The following is a 17,092-nucleotide window of genomic DNA, read 5'->3' on the forward strand; positions in this document are numbered from 1 at the left end:
GACGTATTCAATGAGGTGAAAGACATGAGTAAAAAAGAGTTTAAGCCATTTATTCCCGCAAATAAGGTTATGCCTGAATTTACTGTGGCATCAGTAGTTTTAGGCATTCTTATGGCGGTTATTTTTGGCGCTGCAAATGCTTATTTAGGACTTCGTGTGGGAATGACTGTTTCTGCCTCTATTCCGGCAGCAGTAATATCCATGGGAGTTCTCCGTGTAATTCTTAAAAAAGATTCCATTTTAGAAAATAATATGGTGCAGACAATTGGGTCGGCAGGTGAATCATTAGCCGCAGGGGCTATTTTTACCATGCCGGCAATTTTTATGTGGGCAAATGAGGGTTTGTGTGAAAAGCCTTCCTTCTGGCTTATTGCAGTAATTGCCCTTTGCGGAGGTTTGTTGGGGGTATTTTTTATGGTTCCTCTTAGAACTGCTTTAATAGTGGAAGAACACGAAAGATTGCCATATCCTGAAGGAATGGCATGTTCTGAGGTGCTGTTGGCAGGAGAAGAAGGAGGAAGTAAGTCAAAGGTGGTTTTTTCAGGGCTGGGCATTTCTGCCATATACAAATTTGTGGCAGACGGACTCAGGCTTTTTCCCAGTCAGGTGGAGTATTCTTTTAGTAAAAACTATATCTGTGGAATAGGTGTTGATGTGTTACCGGCATTAGCAGGTGTAGGATATATATGTGGTATAAAAATCGCCAGATATATGTTTGCAGGAGGAGTGCTGTCATATCTGGTGCTTATTCCTGCCATTGCATTTTTCGGAGGCGACAGTGTGGTTGTCGGGGCAAATGCCTCAGACATTGTGGGAAATATCTGGGGAGGTTATGTAAGGTATATAGGAGCCGGAGCAGTGGCAGCAGGAGGCATTATAAGTCTGATTAAAACATTTCCTACCATGGTAAAAACCTTCAGGCATGCCATAAAAGGTTTTGGCAAAAATGTATCCGGGGGAGATAGAACAGCAAGAGATTTACCAATGTGGTTTATTTTAACAGGGATTTTCGTTATAGCAGTTGCCATATGCTTTATTCCGGGAATTACCATAAACCCTCTAGGTGCCATATTAATTATTATATTTGGATTTTTCTTTGCCACTGTATCTTCCAGAATGGTAGGATTGGTAGGAAGCAGCAATAATCCTGTATCGGGAATGGCTATTGCAACCCTTATTATTACAACCTTTGTGCTTAAATCCACAGGAACTACAGGAGCAAAGGGGATGATAGCAGCCATATCCATAGGAACGGTAATATGTATTGTGGCGGCAATGGCAGGGGATACTTCCCAGGATTTGAAAACAGGATATATAGTAGGGGCAACTCCTAAAAAACAGCAAATCGGTGAAATGATAGGAACTCTGGTTTCTGCATTGTCAATTGGAGGAGTAATGTATCTTTTAAGTAATTCCTGGGGTGGGTTCGGTTCAGAGCAGTTAGCAGCGCCACAGGCATCTTTAATGAAAATGGTTATTGAGGGAGTTATGGGGGGAACCCTTCCCTGGACTCTTATTTTCGTAGGGGTTTTTATTGCAGTGGTGGCTGAAATCCTTAATATACCGGTGCTGGCATTTGCCATAGGTCTGTATCTGCCTATTTATCTTAGCACTCCCATTATGATAGGTGGAATTACCAGATGGATTGTGGAGAATAAATTTAAATATAATAGTGAAAAGCAGCAGAAGGATTCCGTGGATAAGGGAGTGTTATATTCTGCGGGAATGATTGCAGGAGAAGGACTTGTAGGAATATTTCTGGCAGTTTTAGCGGTTTTTGGAATAGATAAAGCAATTGATTTATCAGGTATTTATGGTGGAGGATTTTATTCTGTGGGAAAATGTGTGGCATTGATTGTTTTTACATTTTTTATTATTTCAATTATAGGCTTTTGTGTGAAAGGCAGGGATAAGACGGAATAAAGGAAAAATAGAATTTTCACAGGGGGAGAATATAAATGGTGAAAAAAAAAAATTAAATTATGTTGATTTTATACCCGGAATAAATATACAATGGAAGATAACAAAGGATAATCTGGTGGAGATAATTGTGGAAAATAAGGGATTTTACAATGTAGTAGCCCGGAGGCTGTTAAAAAAGCCCCAATTTAGTTACGTTCAATTAGATTCCTATGGAAGTTATGTGTGGCGGCAAATAGACGGAAAAAGAAATATATATGAAATTGGCGCAAGGTTAAAGAAAGAACATAGCAAAGCCGGAGAAATGTTATATGAAAGGTTAAGCATGTTTTTTAATATACTGGAAAAGAAGAAATTTATAGTATTTATGGAGGAAGACAAATGAGAGTTTTAGAGAATTTAGAGCCAAAGAAGGTATTTGAATATTTTGAGAATATTACAAGGATTCCCCATGGTTCGGGAAATGTAGAGGCAATAAGCAATTACATTGCAGACTTTGCCAAAAGCCGTGATTTGAAATACAGACAGGATGATATGCACAATATTATTGTGTGGAAGGAGGCATCAAAGGGATATGAAAACTCTAAGCCTGTAATAATTCAGGGACATATGGATATGGTGGCGGTAAAAACTGCTGACAGTAATAAGGACATGGAAAAAGAGGGTCTGGACCTTGAAATTGAAGGTGACTGGATAACGGCAGATAAAACCTCCCTTGGAGGAGATGATGGCATTGCCGTAGCCTATGCCCTTGCTATTTTAGATAGTAGTGAAATAGCACATCCCCCTATTGAAGCTGTATTTACGGTAGATGAAGAGGTGGGAATGTTAGGTGCGGCAGCTATTGACGTTTCTGATTTAAAGGGAAAACTTCTTTTAAATGTGGATTCGGAGGATGAAGGAATATTTACAGTAAGTTGTGCAGGTGGAGCTACTGCTACATGTATTCTCCCGTATAATAAGGATATGATAAATGCCAAAATTATAGAAATGAGATTAGATGGCTTTACGGGAGGACATTCAGGAGCCGAGATACACAAGGAAAGAGCTAATTCCAACTGTGTTTTAGGAAGGATTCTTTTAAATGTGTTTGAGAATATTGATATGCGTATTATTGGGGTAAACGGTGGCGAAAAGGATAATGCCATTGCCAATTTAAGCGAGGCGGCAATTGCAGTTTTACCGGAATGTGTAGACAGGGCTAAGGAAATTATTAATAAGGTATTTGATGAAGTAAAAGATGAATACAAGGTAACTGACCCGGCTATGAAAATTACCCTTAATGTTATGGATAGTCAGTTAGTGGAGGCAATGTCAGGGCCATCCACATTGGCAACAGTTATTCTTTTGGCAAACCTTCCAAACGGAGTTGAAAGAATGAATCCTGAAATTAAGGATATGGTTCAGACTTCCCTTAATCTTGGAATTTTAAGAACTACGGATAAAGAAGTAAGAATGTCCTATTCCGTAAGAAGTTCTAAGGATAGTGAGAAAAATTATCTTATACAGAAACTTAAAAGCCTTACGGAAATATTTGGCGGAAGTCTTCAGTGTGAAGGTGTTTATCCCGGCTGGGAGTACAGGGCTGATTCAGTGCTAAGGGACACAGCTGTAAAGGCGTACAGGGAAGTTTATGGTGGAAAAGAGCCGGTGGTAGAGGGAATACACGCAGGTCTTGAGTGTGGACTTTTTGCCTCCAAAATAGATGATTTGGATGCCATATCCTTTGGACCGGATATGAAGGATATTCACACAACAGATGAGAAATTAAGCATTTCTTCAACAAAAAGAACATGGGAGCTACTGGTAAAAATACTGGAAATGTTAAAATAGAGAGAGTTTTGCTATGGAAGAAAATTATAAAAAATACTTAGAATTGTTATCTGAAAAATACCCTACTACCTAGTCGGTATGTACGGAGATAATTAATCTTAATGCAATACTTAATCTGCCAAAGGGCACGGAGCATTTTATGAGTGATATTCACGGTGAGTATGAGGCATTTGTGCATATTATGAATAATTGCTCCGGAGAAATTCATGACAAGGATCAGGAATAATCTTAAATATGATAATATCAGAATGTTAGAAAGCGGTTATGGAATAAGTCTGAGAACCCTTACTTTGTTTGCCGAGAAAACCTACAAAAATATTGGTCCAATGAAGGCGGCACTAAAGGCTATTTCCGTGATTTTATTTAAATTAGAGGGACAGATTATTATGCGTCACCCTGAATACAAAATGGATATTAAATCTGACAGAAATAAATTTGAAACAAAGAAAAATCGACTTAAGGTTAGGGATACTGATATTGGGAAGAAAATATTAGAGCAGATATACGATTTGGAGGAACTTCTTAAGATATACAGGGAGGACAATCTGATACATAACTAAGGGGAAGGGAAGAGTGATTTGGGAATGATTATCTCATGTACCTTTTGGGGTAGGTATTGGAATAATGTGATTTAATGAAAATGAAAAAATATAGCAAAATACCAATATTGATTAGGGCACAAGGTTGAAAAAGCCACTACAAACAGGTATACTAATGGGCAGAGTACATATGGAAAGGACAAAATATGAAAAAAAGAAAAATAATTATATGTGTTGTAGCATTTTGTATAGTTGTTTTAGTTGGGGTGTTTGTGGGAGTTTCATCACACAGAGATTACACCAAAGCACTTGACATTCCGCAGAAATCAGAGATATCCATAAAGCAGTATTCCACAGGAAAAGAAATCCAATTAGAAAATGATGATGCAGATAAAATGGCAGAAATGTTGAAAGAGCATTTAAGTTATAAGGGTATTACATATGATGATTCTGTAGTAAGCAGTGAAGAGGATGTGTACAGCATAATGATATCATCAACGGATTTTTTCAAGGTTTATTATGTAGATAAAACTAATAAAAAAAGCAAAATAGACGGAGATATTTCAGCATTTGGGGCTGATATTAAGGTTAAAAGCGACGGTGAACTTGTAGAATATTTGCATGGATTGTTTGAAAAATAGTGAAATTGAAAAAGTGTATATTGAGGTAAATTAATTCATTGTCAAATATAATGAAGCGGTTTATGTACAAAAAGGAACTCGTGTGAGTTCTTTTTTATATGAGTAAAAGTTAATAGTTGTATTTACAACTGTCTTGTCAGATGTAAAATGATGTGTTATAATGCCACACAATAATGTCAAAGCTGTTTATCGGGCGATGTTATTAATAAATCATTACATAAAGTTTAGAAATGAGAGAAATATGAAAGTAGACGTTTTAATAGTGGGAAGTGGATGTGCAGGTCTTTACTGTGCACTGAATCTTCCAAAGGATAAGAACATATTAATTATCACAAAGGACATTGTGGAGCATAGCGATTCGTACCTGGCACAGGGCGGTATGTGTATGCTCAAAGATGAAAGTGACTTTGAAAGTTATTTTAATGACACCATGAAAGCAGGTCATTATGAGAATAACCCTGATGCCGTAACAACAATGATTAATTCTTCACAGGACTTAGTTAAGGATTTAATTGGATTTGGTGTGGATTTTGCTAAAGATGAAGAGGGAAATCTTTTGTTTACCAGAGAAGGAGCCCATTCTCAAAAACGAATTTTATTTCATGAGGATATTACGGGAAAAGAAATAACAAGTCACCTATATGAAGAAGCAAAAAAACGTGATAATATAACTATAAAGGAACATTGGACTATGGTTGACATAATATGCCAAGAGGATAAATGTTATGGAGCTGTAGTTAAAAAGGATGATGAAAACCTTACGGTAATAAATGCTAATTATACAGTTTTAGCAAGCGGTGGAATCGGAGGAATTTACAGACATTCTACTAACTACAGACATTTAACAGGTGATGGAGTTGCCGTTGCCATAAGACACGGCGTAAAAGTTGAACATGTGGATTATGTTCAGATACATCCAACAACTTTTTATTCCGAAAGAGAAGAGGACAGAAGCTTTTTGATTTCTGAGTCAGTGAGAGGGGAGGGTGCCCTTCTCTATGATAAAAATTACAAGAGATTTACCAATGAATTACTTCCAAGAGATATTGTTACGGAGAATATAAAGGCTCAAATGAAAAAAGACGGAACAAAACACGTTTGGTTGTCGATGCGTCCTATTGAAAAGGAGCAGTTAGAGCATCATTTCCCAAATATAATCGGACACTGTAAGGAACATGGATATAATGTTCCTGAAGAAATGATACCGGTTGTCCCAGCACAGCATTACTTTATGGGTGGAATTAAGGTAAATCTTCAAAGTAAAACATCCATGAACCAGCTTTATGCGGTAGGGGAAACAGCGTGTAACGGTGTACATGGAAAAAACCGTCTTGCAAGTAATTCACTTCTTGAAAGTATGGTTTTTGCAAAGCGTGCAGCCGGAGAAATGACAGCGGAATTCGATTCTACAGAGTACAGGAACACTGAAAATATGGATTTATCACCTTATAGTGATTTGAAAAAGTGGAATAAAGAAAACAAGGAAATTTTATTAGAAGCGATAGATAAAGGAGAATAAAATGTTTGATCAGGTAACTTTAAAATTGTCAGTAGACCCATTAATATTAAGTGCATTAAAGGAAGATGTAACAAGTGAAGATGTAACTACCAATTCAGTTATGCCTAAGGGAACATTAGGTGAAGTGGATTTAATTTGCAAGGAAGATGGCATTATTTGCGGATTACAGGTTTTTGCCAGAGCTTTCCAGCTTTTAGATGAAAGCACCAAGGTTGAATTATTTGTGGAAGATGGCGATGAAGTTAAAGCAGGTCAGCTTATGGGAAAAGTAACAGGAGATATAAGGGTTTTACTTGTAGGAGAGAGAACAGGTCTTAATTATCTTCAGAGAATGAGCGGTATTGCCACATACACTAAATCCATTGCGAAACTTCTTGAGGGAAGCAAAACCAAACTTCTTGATACAAGAAAAACTTCACCAAACAATAGAATTTTTGAAAAATACGCAGTTCGTGTTGGCGGAGGAAATAATCACAGATATAATTTAACAGACGGAGTTCTTTTAAAGGATAATCATATTGGTGCAGCAGGAAGTGTTACAAAGGCTATAAATATGGCAAAGGAATACGCACCATTTGTAAGAAAAATTGAAGTTGAAGTGGAAAATATTGATATGGTGAAGGAAGCCGTTGAAGCAGGAGCAGATATTATTATGCTTGATAATATGAGCCACGATGTAATGAAAGAGGCTATAGATATTATTGATGGAAAGGCTGAAATAGAAGTTTCAGGAAATGTTACAAGAGAAAATATTGCAAAACTTACTGACTTAGGGGTTGACTATATTTCCAGCGGAGCATTAACGCACTCAGCACCAATTATGGATATTTCACTTAAAAATCTACATCGTATATAGTTTTTTGGGAGGAAAAATGGAAGGAGAAAAGAGAAGGGAAAATATTTTAAGAATATTGCAGGACAGTGACAAACCGGTATCAGGCACCAAACTGGCTGAAAAATTTCAGATAAGCCGTCAGGTGGTGGTTCAGGATATAGCACTTTTAAGGGCAAAAAAATATAATATTATTTCTACTCACAAGGGTTATGTTTTACAGGAGGAAAAAGGTCGGAAGCAAAGGGTTTTTAAGGTAAAGCACAGTGCAGACAAGATACTGGATGAACTTAATCTTATAGTGGATTGTGGTGGAAAAGTTGAAGATGTTTTTGTGTATCATAAGGTTTACGGTGTGGTAAAAGTAGAAATGCACATTAAATCAAGAAGGGATGCAAAAAAATATGTAGAAGAAATAAAAGGAGGCGTGTCTGTACCTTTAGAGCAGATAACCTCTGAGTATCATTATCATACGGTTACCGCTGATTCAAAGGAAACCCTTGATGAAATTCAGGAGGAACTTCAAAAGCAGGGATATCTGGTTGCTTTGAGAGATTATGAACCGGTGGACTTTTGGAGTGGAGAAGACAAGCAGGAATAAGAGATGTATCTGGGATGTATTGCGTTTTCGGCAGAGTTTGCAATAGAGTCTGCAATTCATAATTTCTTAAAAAGTCTGTAATCCATAATTTTGGTAATCCATAAATTTTTAAAAAGTTGTGACATTTTCTAAAAAGTATGATATTATATACGAAGCGGTGCGTGGCTCAGCTTGGTAGAGCGCTGCGTTCGGGACGCAGAGGTCGCAGGTTCGAATCCTGTCGCACCGATGAGTAAATAATATAGCCGTGCAATTGTCGTTGCACGGCTATATTATTATATTATAAGTAACAAAAAACATAATAAAGTGATGAAAAATAGGAGAGGATTATGAGTAAAAAATTATTATCAGTTGTACTGTCATTAGTTATGGTTATGTCATTATTAACGGGATGTGGAAAGGATGACAGCACATTTTTTAAGGAAGTAAAGGAAATCTCACAGATTACAAAAGGCGAGGCTACGGTGGAAATTAAAGCCACAGGAAAATTAGAAGATACCGAAGATTTAGACAGGGTTTTAGATGATAATGGTAAGTTTTCCATGGCACTTAAGATGTATGTAAAGGCTGAAGCTAAGGATAAAATGGCAGTGAGATTTGATGTTAAGGCAGGAAAAGATACTGATTATCAGAAGCTTACAACTTTTGCTGTAGATGGAACAAAGTTATATTTAGAAACAGCACCACTTTTAGAGTTTATAAAGACAATTAACGAAGAAAAAGCTACAAGTCTGGAATCAGTTTTGTCACAGATAGGAGTTACACAAAGCATTTCATTGGATTATAAGCAGTTAGCAGAGGCATCAGGTCAGGAATTACCGGATACTAAAACATTAGATAAGGATTCCCTTAAGGAAATACAGTCTGTATGGACTAAAATAGAAAATAATTTTAAAGACCTTCAGGGAAAAGATGGTGATAATTACACACTGACGGTAAATGGTGACAACGCAGATAAAGCGGTGGATATGTTAATTAATTTTGTGAAAAACGATTTACAGGATACATTGAAAACATGTACTGATTTGGTAACAAAGGTGTATGGTGAGGACAGCAAAGTTGCATCTTCATACAAGGAGTTACAGGATAGTGTGGGTTCCACATCAGATATGGCAGATAAAATTAAAGAAAACAAATCAGATTTTGTTGACACCATAAAGAAGTCAAATGCCAATTTGGTAGCAAAGGCAAGAGTTACAGGAAAAGCCGGAAGCAGAAGTGGAATATTTAATGTTTCAACAGGTGATATGAAAATTGATAATGAAGATATTAACGTAAGTGTTGATATGAAAATCAAGGAAGGAAAAACATCTGTGGATGATATGATTCCGAAAAATGCAGCAGATATAACTACATTGTTAATTACGGCAATGAACGCTCAGGCGAAGGGGAATGATTTATTAGATGATAGTGAAGATATCCTTGACGATGAATTGTACAATTATAGTGACGATGATGCGGCAGAGGAAACAACAACGGAAAATGAAATATTTTAGTTAGAAAAAAGCGGGTTTTGATACCCGCTTTTGTAGTATTAAAATATATGAATTTTTTATTTCTTAGCTTTAATGGCTGCGTCAACAAATCCAACAAACAAAGGATGTGGTCTGTTAGGACGACTCTTTAATTCAGGATGTGCCTGAGTGGCAATGAAGAACGGATGTGAAGGAATTTCAATCATCTCTATAATTCTGCCGTCAGGTGAGATACCTGAAAGTTTCATGCCGTTTTCAGTAAGATTTCTTCTGTAATCATTATTTACTTCATAACGGTGACGATGACGTTCATTAATTAACTCAGTGCCATAAAGCTTATAAGCTTTACTTTCTTTGTCAAGGACACAAGGATAAGAACCAAGTCTTAATGTACCACCAATATCTGTAACCCCTTCCTGGTCAGGCATAAGGCTGATAACAGGATGAGTAGTGGATGGGTCAAGCTCAATACTATGGGCATCACGGAAACCAACTACATCACGGGCAAATTCAACTATAGATAACTGCATTCCAAGACAAAGACCAAGGAATGGAATATTGTTTTCCCTTGCATACTTAATAGCTGCGATTTTACCATCAATTCCACGACTGCCAAAACCACCGGGAACAAGAATACCTGAAACATCACTAAAGATTTCAGGGGCATTTTCATTAGTAACCTCTTCAGAATCCACCCATTTGATATTTACGGTAGTTCTGCTGTTGTAGCCTGCATGCTTTAAAGATTCAACTACGCTGATGTAGGCATCATGCAAAGCAATATATTTTCCAACAAGAGCAACAGTAACTTCCTGTGTAGGATTTTTAGCAGCCTCAACCATTGCCTTCCAATCTTCAAGGTCAGGTTCAGGGCAATCTAAGTTAAGACTCTGACAAACGATTTCTGCCAAATGTTCTTTTTCCATGGCAAGAGGTGCTTCATAAAGCAAATCCAGTGTAAGGTTTTGAACAACATGGCTGGCAGGAACGTTACAGAACAAACTGATTTTATCCTTTAAATTATCATCAATTTCATATTCAGTACGACATACAACTATGTCAGGCTGAATACCAAGTCTCTGTAATTCCTTAACGCTCATCTGAATAGGTTTGGTCTTCATTTCTTCAGAAGCAGGAAGATAAACCATAAGAGCAACATGAATAAGGATACAATTCTCATGTCCTACATCATGCTGGAACTGTCTGATAGCCTCAATATATGGCTGAGACTCAATATCGCCTACGGTTCCGCCTACTTCAATAATAGCTATTTCAGTTTCTTCGCTGAGACTTCTGTGGAAACGACTTTTAATTTCATTGGTAATGTGGGGGATAACCTGAACTGTTCCTCCGCCAAAGTCACCACGTCTCTCTTTTTCGAGAACTGACCAATAAACTTTACCGGTAGTTACGTTAGAATTTTTTGTTAAACTTTCATCAATAAATCTTTCATAATGTCCAAGGTCCAAATCTGTTTCAGCACCATCGTCTGTTACAAAAACCTCGCCGTGCTGTATCGGATTCATGGTACCGGGATCAATGTTAATATATGGGTCAAACTTCTGCATTGTAACCTTATAGCCACGAGCTTTCAGAAGTCTTCCCAATGAAGCGGCTGTAATACCTTTTCCAAGACCGGAAACAACACCGCCTGTTACGAATACATATTTCACTGCCATGTGATTTTCCTCCCTGAGTATACTAAACATATTTTAAAAACACCTTACTAGTGTACTACAATAAATATTTTATTTCTAGAAAAAAATAAAAAAAATATCAATATTCTAAAATTTTAATGAAATATTCAATAAAATTTCACATTATTTTTTAACAATGTGATATAGTATTTTACTATAAGGAATCTAAATGAAAGGAAAAACAATGGATAATAATCAAAATAGAAATACTAACAGAAATAATCCAAACAGGAACGATGATAACAATCAGAAAAAAAGTATGATTATCAGCGTTGTGGTTGCCGTAATAGGTGCATTGCTTTTAACATCGTTGTTTTCATCAGTTTTAAGTTCGGCATCAAAGGAAGAAATAACCTATAGCCAGTTTGTTAAATTGTTGGATAATGACAAGGTTGAAAGCGTTCTTTTTGAATCCGGAAAGATTTACATTGAAACCAAAAATCTGCAAAATGGACTCATAAAGAAAACTTTCTGGACTACAGCAGTTAATGATCCGGATTTAATAAGTGAATTGAAAAATAAATATACCGATGTAGAATTCAAAGCGGAAAGTACCAGTGCAAGCAATGGTATTATCATTATATTACTGGAATATGTTGTTCCACTGATATTATTCTGGGCATTACTGATGTTTGTTATGCGAAGGGTATCCGGTGGAAAAGGCGGACCGGGCGGTGTGTTCGGTGTAGGAAAGTCAAATGCCAAGGTATATATTCAAAAGAAAACAGGTGTCACATTTAAGGATGTGGCAGGACAGGAAGAAGCAAAGGAATCAGTTGTGGAATTGGTTGATTTCCTTCATAATCCGGGAAAATATACGGCAATAGGTGCGAAACTTCCTAAGGGAGCACTTTTAGTAGGCCCTCCGGGAACAGGTAAAACCCTTCTGGCAAAGGCAGTGGCAGGAGAGGCAAATGTGCCATTCTTCTCATTATCAGGTTCAGATTTCGTGGAAATGTTTGTAGGTGTAGGTGCCTCAAGAGTAAGAGATTTGTTTAAGCAGGCAGAAGAAAACGCACCATGTATCGTATTTATTGATGAAATTGATTCTATAGGTAAGAGCCGTGATTCAAGATACGGCGGAGGCAATGACGAAAGAGAACAGACCTTAAACGCACTTTTAGCGGAAATGGATGGATTTGACACATCAAAGGGAATATTGATTTTAGCGGCAACTAACAGACCGGAAGTTCTTGATCCGGCATTGTTAAGACCGGGACGTTTTGACAGACGTGTTATAGTGGACGCACCGGATTTCAAAGGCAGGGTTGAGACATTAAAGGTTCATTCAAAGGATGTTAAATTGGATGAAACAGTTGATTTGGAAGCTATTGCCAATATAACCAGTGGTGCTGTAGGTTCAGACCTTGCCAATATGGTAAATGAAGCTGCCATTAATGCAGTAAAATGTGGCAGAAAGGCTATTTCCCAGGCAGATTTAATGGAAGCCGTGGAAGTGGTTATTGCCGGAAAAGAAAAGAAGGACAGAATCTTAAGCAAGGAAGAAAAGAAGATTGTTGCATACCATGAGGTAGGACATGCTCTTGTGGCAGCTATTCAAAAGGATGCAGAGCCGGTACAGAAAATTACTATTGTTCCAAGAACCATGGGCTCGTTGGGATATGTTATTCAGGCACCTGAAAAGGAAAAATACCTTATGTCACAGGATGAATTAAATGCAGAGCTTGTTACCTTACTAGCAGGAAGAGCTTCAGAGGAGATAGTATTTGATTCAGTTACTACAGGGGCTTCAAATGATATGGAAAAGGCAACTAATATTGCCCGTTCCATGGTTGCACAGTACGGTATGTCAGAGAAATTTGGACTGATGAGTTTAGAGCGTGTGGAAGACCCATATCTGGGAAGACGTGCACAGTTAAACTGCAGTGATAAGACGGCAACTGAAATAGAGGAAGAGGTTAAGATACTTCTTAAGGAAAAATATGAGGAGGCAAAGCAGCTTCTTAGGGATAACAGAGACAAGCTGGATAAGATAGCTGAATTTCTCTATAATAAGGAAACAATCACAGGTAAGGAATTTATGGAAATTTACCGTAAGTGTGATGAGCCGGATGGAGCTTCGGATGACAACCAAGATGTAACCTTGAATGACAAACCGGATGAAATATCTGAATAAATAATAATCATAAAAAATATTAATAATTAGAAAAAGAACCTTTAGCGGCACAAGAATATGTTGCCGGAGGTTCTTTTTTTGATGCCATTTTAAACTCAAAAATTAGAAAAAGGAAGAATTAAAGAAAAGAAAAAACATGAAAAAATGAAATATTTGACCCCAAAAAAGCTGCACTTGCGCAAAAAACGGGTACGGTTGCGCAAGACCTATTGAAATGTGAAAAAAAGGGTGTAATTTAGTACTTGTCCGGACAATACAATTAGTATATACGGAAAGGACAGAAGGGTGTTCGATTATTTCAGAAGATTCGTATCTTATTGGTTTTAAGGTATAGTCCAAAGTATAAATATCTGATATATTATATATATTGATATTTATGTGGAGGATAAGAGATGCAACTTCTGGTTTCAATAGTCACAGACTGGCTATTCGTTTTTTGTATTGTTTTAATTTGTGATTATTATCTAGCTCTTAATAAGAGGGATAATACATATAAATATATACTGGCAACTGCATTGGTGGCAGTTTGTTCAGTGTGTAAATGCATAGAATCTAATGTCTTTTTTGAAGGGGGAGTAATATTAATAACCATTGCATGTGCTGTAGCATTATGTTTCAAAGAAAAAATAATTAATATTATTTTTATATCAGTGTGGTTATTTTTAATTGTTTCGCTTATATCATCAATAGTAGAAGTTGTAATTAATATTATATGCACGTTATTAAATTATAAAGAGGGAATGCTTACGTATATAATACAATCAGGTATTGTGTTTGTGTTTATATATGTTGTAGCAATTTTACTTAAACGAAAAAATATTGATGGGATAAAGAAGATTCATTTGGGATTTTTGGTGTTATATACAATTTTAACTTTTGTAGATGCATTCGCATTAATGATAATGGCTACAGTTACACTGGATAAGATGGCATATAAAAATAAAGTACTTTATGGTGTAACTTTTACTTTAGTAGCATTAGGAATACTGATTCAATTGGGGGCAGTAATTTTATTAATGGTATCAAGGGACATATATAGGCAAAAGGAAGAAATAGTACATAAATATCTTAATGAACAAAATGCACATTATGAGTATTTAGAAAAACGTGAGGAGAAAACGAAAAAATTTCGGCATGATTTAAAAAATCATATATGTGTTTTGGAGAGATTGTCGGAAATTGATAGTCAAAAATATAAGGAGTATTGCGATGCAATACTGTCAAAAGTGGATGAACTTAGAAGTAATGTATCTGTTAATAATAGTATAGTCGATGCAGTGCTTAACAGGTTTTACAGTGATGCTGTAGAGTTAAACATTGATTTTAATATAAGTGGTCATATGCCCAATAATTGTAACATAGATGCATATGATTTGTGTACGGTGTTTTCGAACCTGTTAAGTAATGCATTTGATGCAGCTAAAAAAGAATCTAAGAAGCAAGTGGATATAGAAATTTCCTACGACAAAGAAGATATAATTGTAAAAGTTAGCAATTGTTTTAGTGGCAAGCTTGAAATTAAAAATGGTCAGATTTCAACAAGTAAGGCAGATAAGGATTGGCATGGCTGGGGATTACAAAATGTAAGGGACAGCGTTGATAAATATGATGGAATAATGGATATTGATGCGAAAGGAAACATATTTAGTGTAACAATATTATTAAAGAATATTTCCGAGGAGATTGGTTTATGAACATAGCAATTATAGATGATGAAAAGTTATGGAGAAATATGGCACACAAATTAGTTCAAAATCATTATGCAGGTGTGGACATAAACATTGAAGAGTTTGAATCCGGAGATAGTTTTCTGGAACGAAAAGGTAATTTCGACTTTGTGCTGGTGGATATTGAAATGCCGGGAAAAGATGGATTTGAAACAATCAAAGAATACAAAGGCATTAAACAGGAATTTATTACAATAATTTTTACAACTCATATGGAAATCAGCAACAAGGGATATTTTGTTGATGCATTTAGATATATTAACAAAGATAATATGGAAGCTGAATTAAAGGAAGCCTTAACTTCAGCTGATGTCAGACTTGAAACAAATAAAACTCTATCATTTAATGAACTGGGTAAAGGAAACATAAATATCAGGATATGTGATATTTTCTACATAGAAACAGAAGCAAGAAAACTGATTGTACATACATTTAACGGTGAATTAAAATGTAGTGGAAAAATATCACAATATGAGGAAGAGTTAGAAAATGTAGGATTTTTTAGAAGTCACAAATGCTACTTGGTTAATATGGATAAAGTAAAAAGATTTAGTAGCAGTGAAGCTGAATTTACTGATGGAACCACAGCCTATGTAAGTAGCAGGCGTTATGCTGAAATGAAGAGAAAATATTTGGAAAGAAAAAGGAATATATCCTGTAAATAGGTAAAAAAATAATTTCGAAAGTAGATTAAAATGTTAAAAATCCAGCGGAAAATCTTAAAAATTAATAATAGGTATGTGTCAGGTAGGTTTTTACCTGCCTTTTTTATTTGCATGGATTGGTAATAAAATCTGATAAAAAACTGAAATAACGACAATAAGAGACACAAATTTATGAAAAAAATAGCGAATAAAATCACAAAAAAGCTACACTTACGCAAAAAACGGGTACGTTTGCGCAAGTCCTATTGAAATATTAAAATCCCAATAATAAAATGTAGATGAAAATTTTATACAAATTATATTTTCATTTGGGGGACAAATGTATGGTGAAGAACAGATGAAAAAGGGGGAAGCGAGGTTATGATTATAGTCCTTATAATCAGTCAAAAAATCACATCTAAGAAGCTTATTCTTTTAAATGAAACCCGTGTCAAAATGACATAGTCTCCCTTTTTCATTAATTCAAAAAGGCATAGAACGCAAAGCATTGCGGAGTCTATGCCTTTTAACGTAAATAGGTTGGGTGGGAAAATGGTTACCGTTAATGAAACTTCAATTATAGGGAGAAATTGAAGTAGTGAACAAAAGTGGAGGATAAGTTATGAGAAGGAACATTTATGGTAAAATGATTTCGGCAGTAATGGCAATGGCATTGTGCGTAACGAGCGTTAATGTTTCAGCAGTGCAATTAGAGTCGGAAATCACAAAGAAAAATGCTTTAATGTCAGATAAACAGGAAATAATTGAAAATGATGACAAGAGCATTGATGATGAAGGTAGAGAAAAGCCTGTTGTAATTAAGGAAATAAAGAGTATGAGAGATGAAAATTCAAACACGTACCTTATGAGCAACGGAATGAAAAAAACAGTATATTATTCAGACAACATACGCTTTGAAGAGGATGGAAAATTAAAAAAATATAATTCAGAGTTGGTTGCCGCTGAATCACAGGATAAGAAAATCATATCTTTTGCAAAAAATATTTCCGTAAAAAATTCAAAAAAATACAAATATGTAAATAAGTCCGGAGATACAAAACAATATTTGCCGGAAACAATCGGGGAGGAAAGCCCGGTTCTTCTTACACAGGATGACTACAGAATATCATTTGTACCGTTGGATGCCGGGGAGAATTCGGATGATTATGTAGAAACTAAAACCGATAAGGTATCATTAGAAACTGAAAAAATTGAGGATGCCGTAACTGGAAAGAAGGAAGAAAAAAGCATAAAGGCAGTATATGAAAACACCGGGAATGATACAAAAATAGCATATCATTCGTTAGAGCATGGAATGAAAGAAGACATTATACTTAATGAAATTCCTGATAATAATGAATTTTTATATAAAATATGTACTGAAAATCTTGAGGTACGTCTTGATGCTGTAGGTGGTGGGATTTCATTTATTGACAAGGAAAAAGACAGCATTGTTGCGGGAATTCCGGCACCGTCAATGAATGATAGTACGGGAAAAGCATACAGTGAAGATGTACATTATGAATT

General features: G+C 35.9%; 14 protein-coding genes, 1 tRNA gene and 1 pseudogene. 15 read left to right on the forward strand and 1 reads right to left on the reverse strand.

Going from position 1 to position 17,092, the window contains the following annotated elements:
* The first annotated feature begins 24 nt into the window (after nucleotides 1–24).
* The 11 genes and pseudogenes from DWW68_RS10045 (at nucleotide 25) to DWW68_RS10095 (ending at nucleotide 9,381) form a co-directional block, all read left to right on the forward strand.
* Complete coding sequence (locus DWW68_RS10045; protein ID WP_118589650.1) at nucleotides 25–1,923, forward strand: oligopeptide transporter, OPT family; 1,899 nt, start codon at nucleotides 25–27, stop codon at nucleotides 1,921–1,923.
* Nucleotides 1,924–2,050: 127 nt separating this feature from the next.
* Nucleotides 2,051–2,305, forward strand: a complete 255-nt coding sequence (locus DWW68_RS10050) for a PqqD family protein (RefSeq protein WP_243053088.1) — start codon at nucleotides 2,051–2,053, stop codon at nucleotides 2,303–2,305.
* A complete protein-coding gene (locus DWW68_RS10055; RefSeq protein ID WP_118589648.1) occupies nucleotides 2,302–3,753 on the forward strand; it encodes an aminoacyl-histidine dipeptidase in 1,452 nt (483 codons plus the stop codon). The genes DWW68_RS10050 and DWW68_RS10055 overlap by 4 nt, the downstream gene beginning before the upstream one ends.
* A gap of 13 nt (nucleotides 3,754–3,766) precedes the next feature.
* Nucleotides 3,767–4,166: pseudogene (locus tag DWW68_RS13785) on the forward strand (fructose-bisphosphatase class III); the annotation flags it as partial.
* On the forward strand, nucleotides 4,161–4,313 hold the full coding sequence (locus DWW68_RS13910) for a fructose-bisphosphatase class III (protein ID WP_347497959.1): 153 nt from the start codon (nucleotides 4,161–4,163) through the stop codon (nucleotides 4,311–4,313). The pseudogene DWW68_RS13785 and the gene DWW68_RS13910, both read left to right, overlap by 6 nt.
* 185 nt (nucleotides 4,314–4,498) lie before the next feature.
* Nucleotides 4,499–4,933 carry a hypothetical protein gene (locus tag DWW68_RS10070; protein ID WP_021951885.1) on the forward strand — a complete coding sequence of 145 codons (435 nt, stop codon included), beginning with the start codon at nucleotides 4,499–4,501 and terminating at the stop codon, nucleotides 4,931–4,933.
* A gap of 241 nt (nucleotides 4,934–5,174) precedes the next feature.
* Nucleotides 5,175–6,452, forward strand: coding sequence for an L-aspartate oxidase (locus DWW68_RS10075; RefSeq protein WP_118589647.1), 1,278 nt, complete (start codon nucleotides 5,175–5,177; stop codon nucleotides 6,450–6,452).
* 1 nt (nucleotide 6,453) lies between these two features.
* Nucleotides 6,454–7,308, forward strand: coding sequence for a carboxylating nicotinate-nucleotide diphosphorylase (gene nadC / locus DWW68_RS10080; protein WP_118589646.1), 855 nt, complete (start codon nucleotides 6,454–6,456; stop codon nucleotides 7,306–7,308).
* Between the two features lie 16 nt (nucleotides 7,309–7,324).
* Nucleotides 7,325–7,885 carry a transcription repressor NadR gene (locus tag DWW68_RS10085; RefSeq protein ID WP_021951882.1) on the forward strand — a complete coding sequence of 187 codons (561 nt, stop codon included), beginning with the start codon at nucleotides 7,325–7,327 and terminating at the stop codon, nucleotides 7,883–7,885.
* Between the two features lie 155 nt (nucleotides 7,886–8,040).
* A tRNA-Pro gene (locus DWW68_RS10090) sits at nucleotides 8,041–8,114 on the forward strand.
* A 100-nt stretch (nucleotides 8,115–8,214) separates the two neighbouring features.
* Complete coding sequence (locus tag DWW68_RS10095; protein ID WP_021951881.1) at nucleotides 8,215–9,381, forward strand: hypothetical protein; 1,167 nt, start codon at nucleotides 8,215–8,217, stop codon at nucleotides 9,379–9,381.
* 56 nt (nucleotides 9,382–9,437) lie between these two features.
* Here the strand turns inward: DWW68_RS10095 and DWW68_RS10100 are convergent, their stop codons facing one another.
* Nucleotides 9,438–11,039, reverse strand: a complete 1,602-nt coding sequence (locus DWW68_RS10100) for a CTP synthase (protein ID WP_021951880.1) — start codon at nucleotides 11,037–11,039, stop codon at nucleotides 9,438–9,440.
* A gap of 277 nt (nucleotides 11,040–11,316) precedes the next feature.
* Between DWW68_RS10100 and ftsH the strand changes: the two genes are divergently transcribed.
* The 4 genes from ftsH to DWW68_RS10120 form a co-directional block, all read left to right on the forward strand.
* On the forward strand, nucleotides 11,317–13,194 hold the full coding sequence (gene ftsH, locus DWW68_RS10105) for an ATP-dependent zinc metalloprotease FtsH (protein WP_347497908.1): 1,878 nt from the start codon (nucleotides 11,317–11,319) through the stop codon (nucleotides 13,192–13,194).
* Nucleotides 13,195–13,586: 392 nt separating this feature from the next.
* Nucleotides 13,587–14,888, forward strand: a complete 1,302-nt coding sequence (locus tag DWW68_RS10110; RefSeq protein WP_118589645.1) for a sensor histidine kinase — start codon at nucleotides 13,587–13,589, stop codon at nucleotides 14,886–14,888.
* On the forward strand, nucleotides 14,885–15,586 hold the full coding sequence (locus DWW68_RS10115) for a LytTR family DNA-binding domain-containing protein (RefSeq protein WP_021951877.1): 702 nt from the start codon (nucleotides 14,885–14,887) through the stop codon (nucleotides 15,584–15,586). Before DWW68_RS10110 ends, DWW68_RS10115 begins: the two co-directional genes overlap by 4 nt.
* Nucleotides 15,587–16,187: 601 nt before the next feature.
* A partial coding sequence (locus DWW68_RS10120; protein WP_147365671.1) for a hypothetical protein occupies nucleotides 16,188–17,092 on the forward strand: 905 nt, incomplete at its 3' end.

The sequence above is a fragment of the Eubacterium sp. AF16-48 genome (assembly GCF_003479405.1).
Lineage (GTDB): Bacteria > Bacillota > Clostridia > Lachnospirales > Lachnospiraceae > Eubacterium_G > Eubacterium_G segne.

Bases quoted from the DNA above. Each gene is read 5' to 3' on its own strand.
- DWW68_RS10045 (WP_118589650.1), top strand. From the start codon at position 25: ATGAGTAAAAAAGAGTTTAAGCCATTTATTCCCGCAAATAAGGTTATG.
- DWW68_RS10055 (WP_118589648.1), top strand. From the start codon at position 2,302: ATGAGAGTTTTAGAGAATTTAGAGCCAAAGAAGGTATTTGAATATTTT.
- DWW68_RS13910 (WP_347497959.1), top strand. From the start codon at position 4,161: ATGGATATTAAATCTGACAGAAATAAATTTGAAACAAAGAAAAATCGA.
- DWW68_RS10070 (WP_021951885.1), top strand. From the start codon at position 4,499: ATGAAAAAAAGAAAAATAATTATATGTGTTGTAGCATTTTGTATAGTT.
- DWW68_RS10075 (WP_118589647.1), top strand. From the start codon at position 5,175: ATGAAAGTAGACGTTTTAATAGTGGGAAGTGGATGTGCAGGTCTTTAC.
- nadC (WP_118589646.1), top strand. From the start codon at position 6,454: ATGTTTGATCAGGTAACTTTAAAATTGTCAGTAGACCCATTAATATTA.
- DWW68_RS10085 (WP_021951882.1), top strand. From the start codon at position 7,325: ATGGAAGGAGAAAAGAGAAGGGAAAATATTTTAAGAATATTGCAGGAC.
- DWW68_RS10095 (WP_021951881.1), top strand. From the start codon at position 8,215: ATGAGTAAAAAATTATTATCAGTTGTACTGTCATTAGTTATGGTTATG.
- DWW68_RS10100 (WP_021951880.1), bottom strand. From the start codon at position 11,039: ATGGCAGTGAAATATGTATTCGTAACAGGCGGTGTTGTTTCCGGTCTT.
- ftsH (WP_347497908.1), top strand. From the start codon at position 11,317: ATGATTATCAGCGTTGTGGTTGCCGTAATAGGTGCATTGCTTTTAACA.
- DWW68_RS10110 (WP_118589645.1), top strand. From the start codon at position 13,587: ATGCAACTTCTGGTTTCAATAGTCACAGACTGGCTATTCGTTTTTTGT.
- DWW68_RS10115 (WP_021951877.1), top strand. From the start codon at position 14,885: ATGAACATAGCAATTATAGATGATGAAAAGTTATGGAGAAATATGGCA.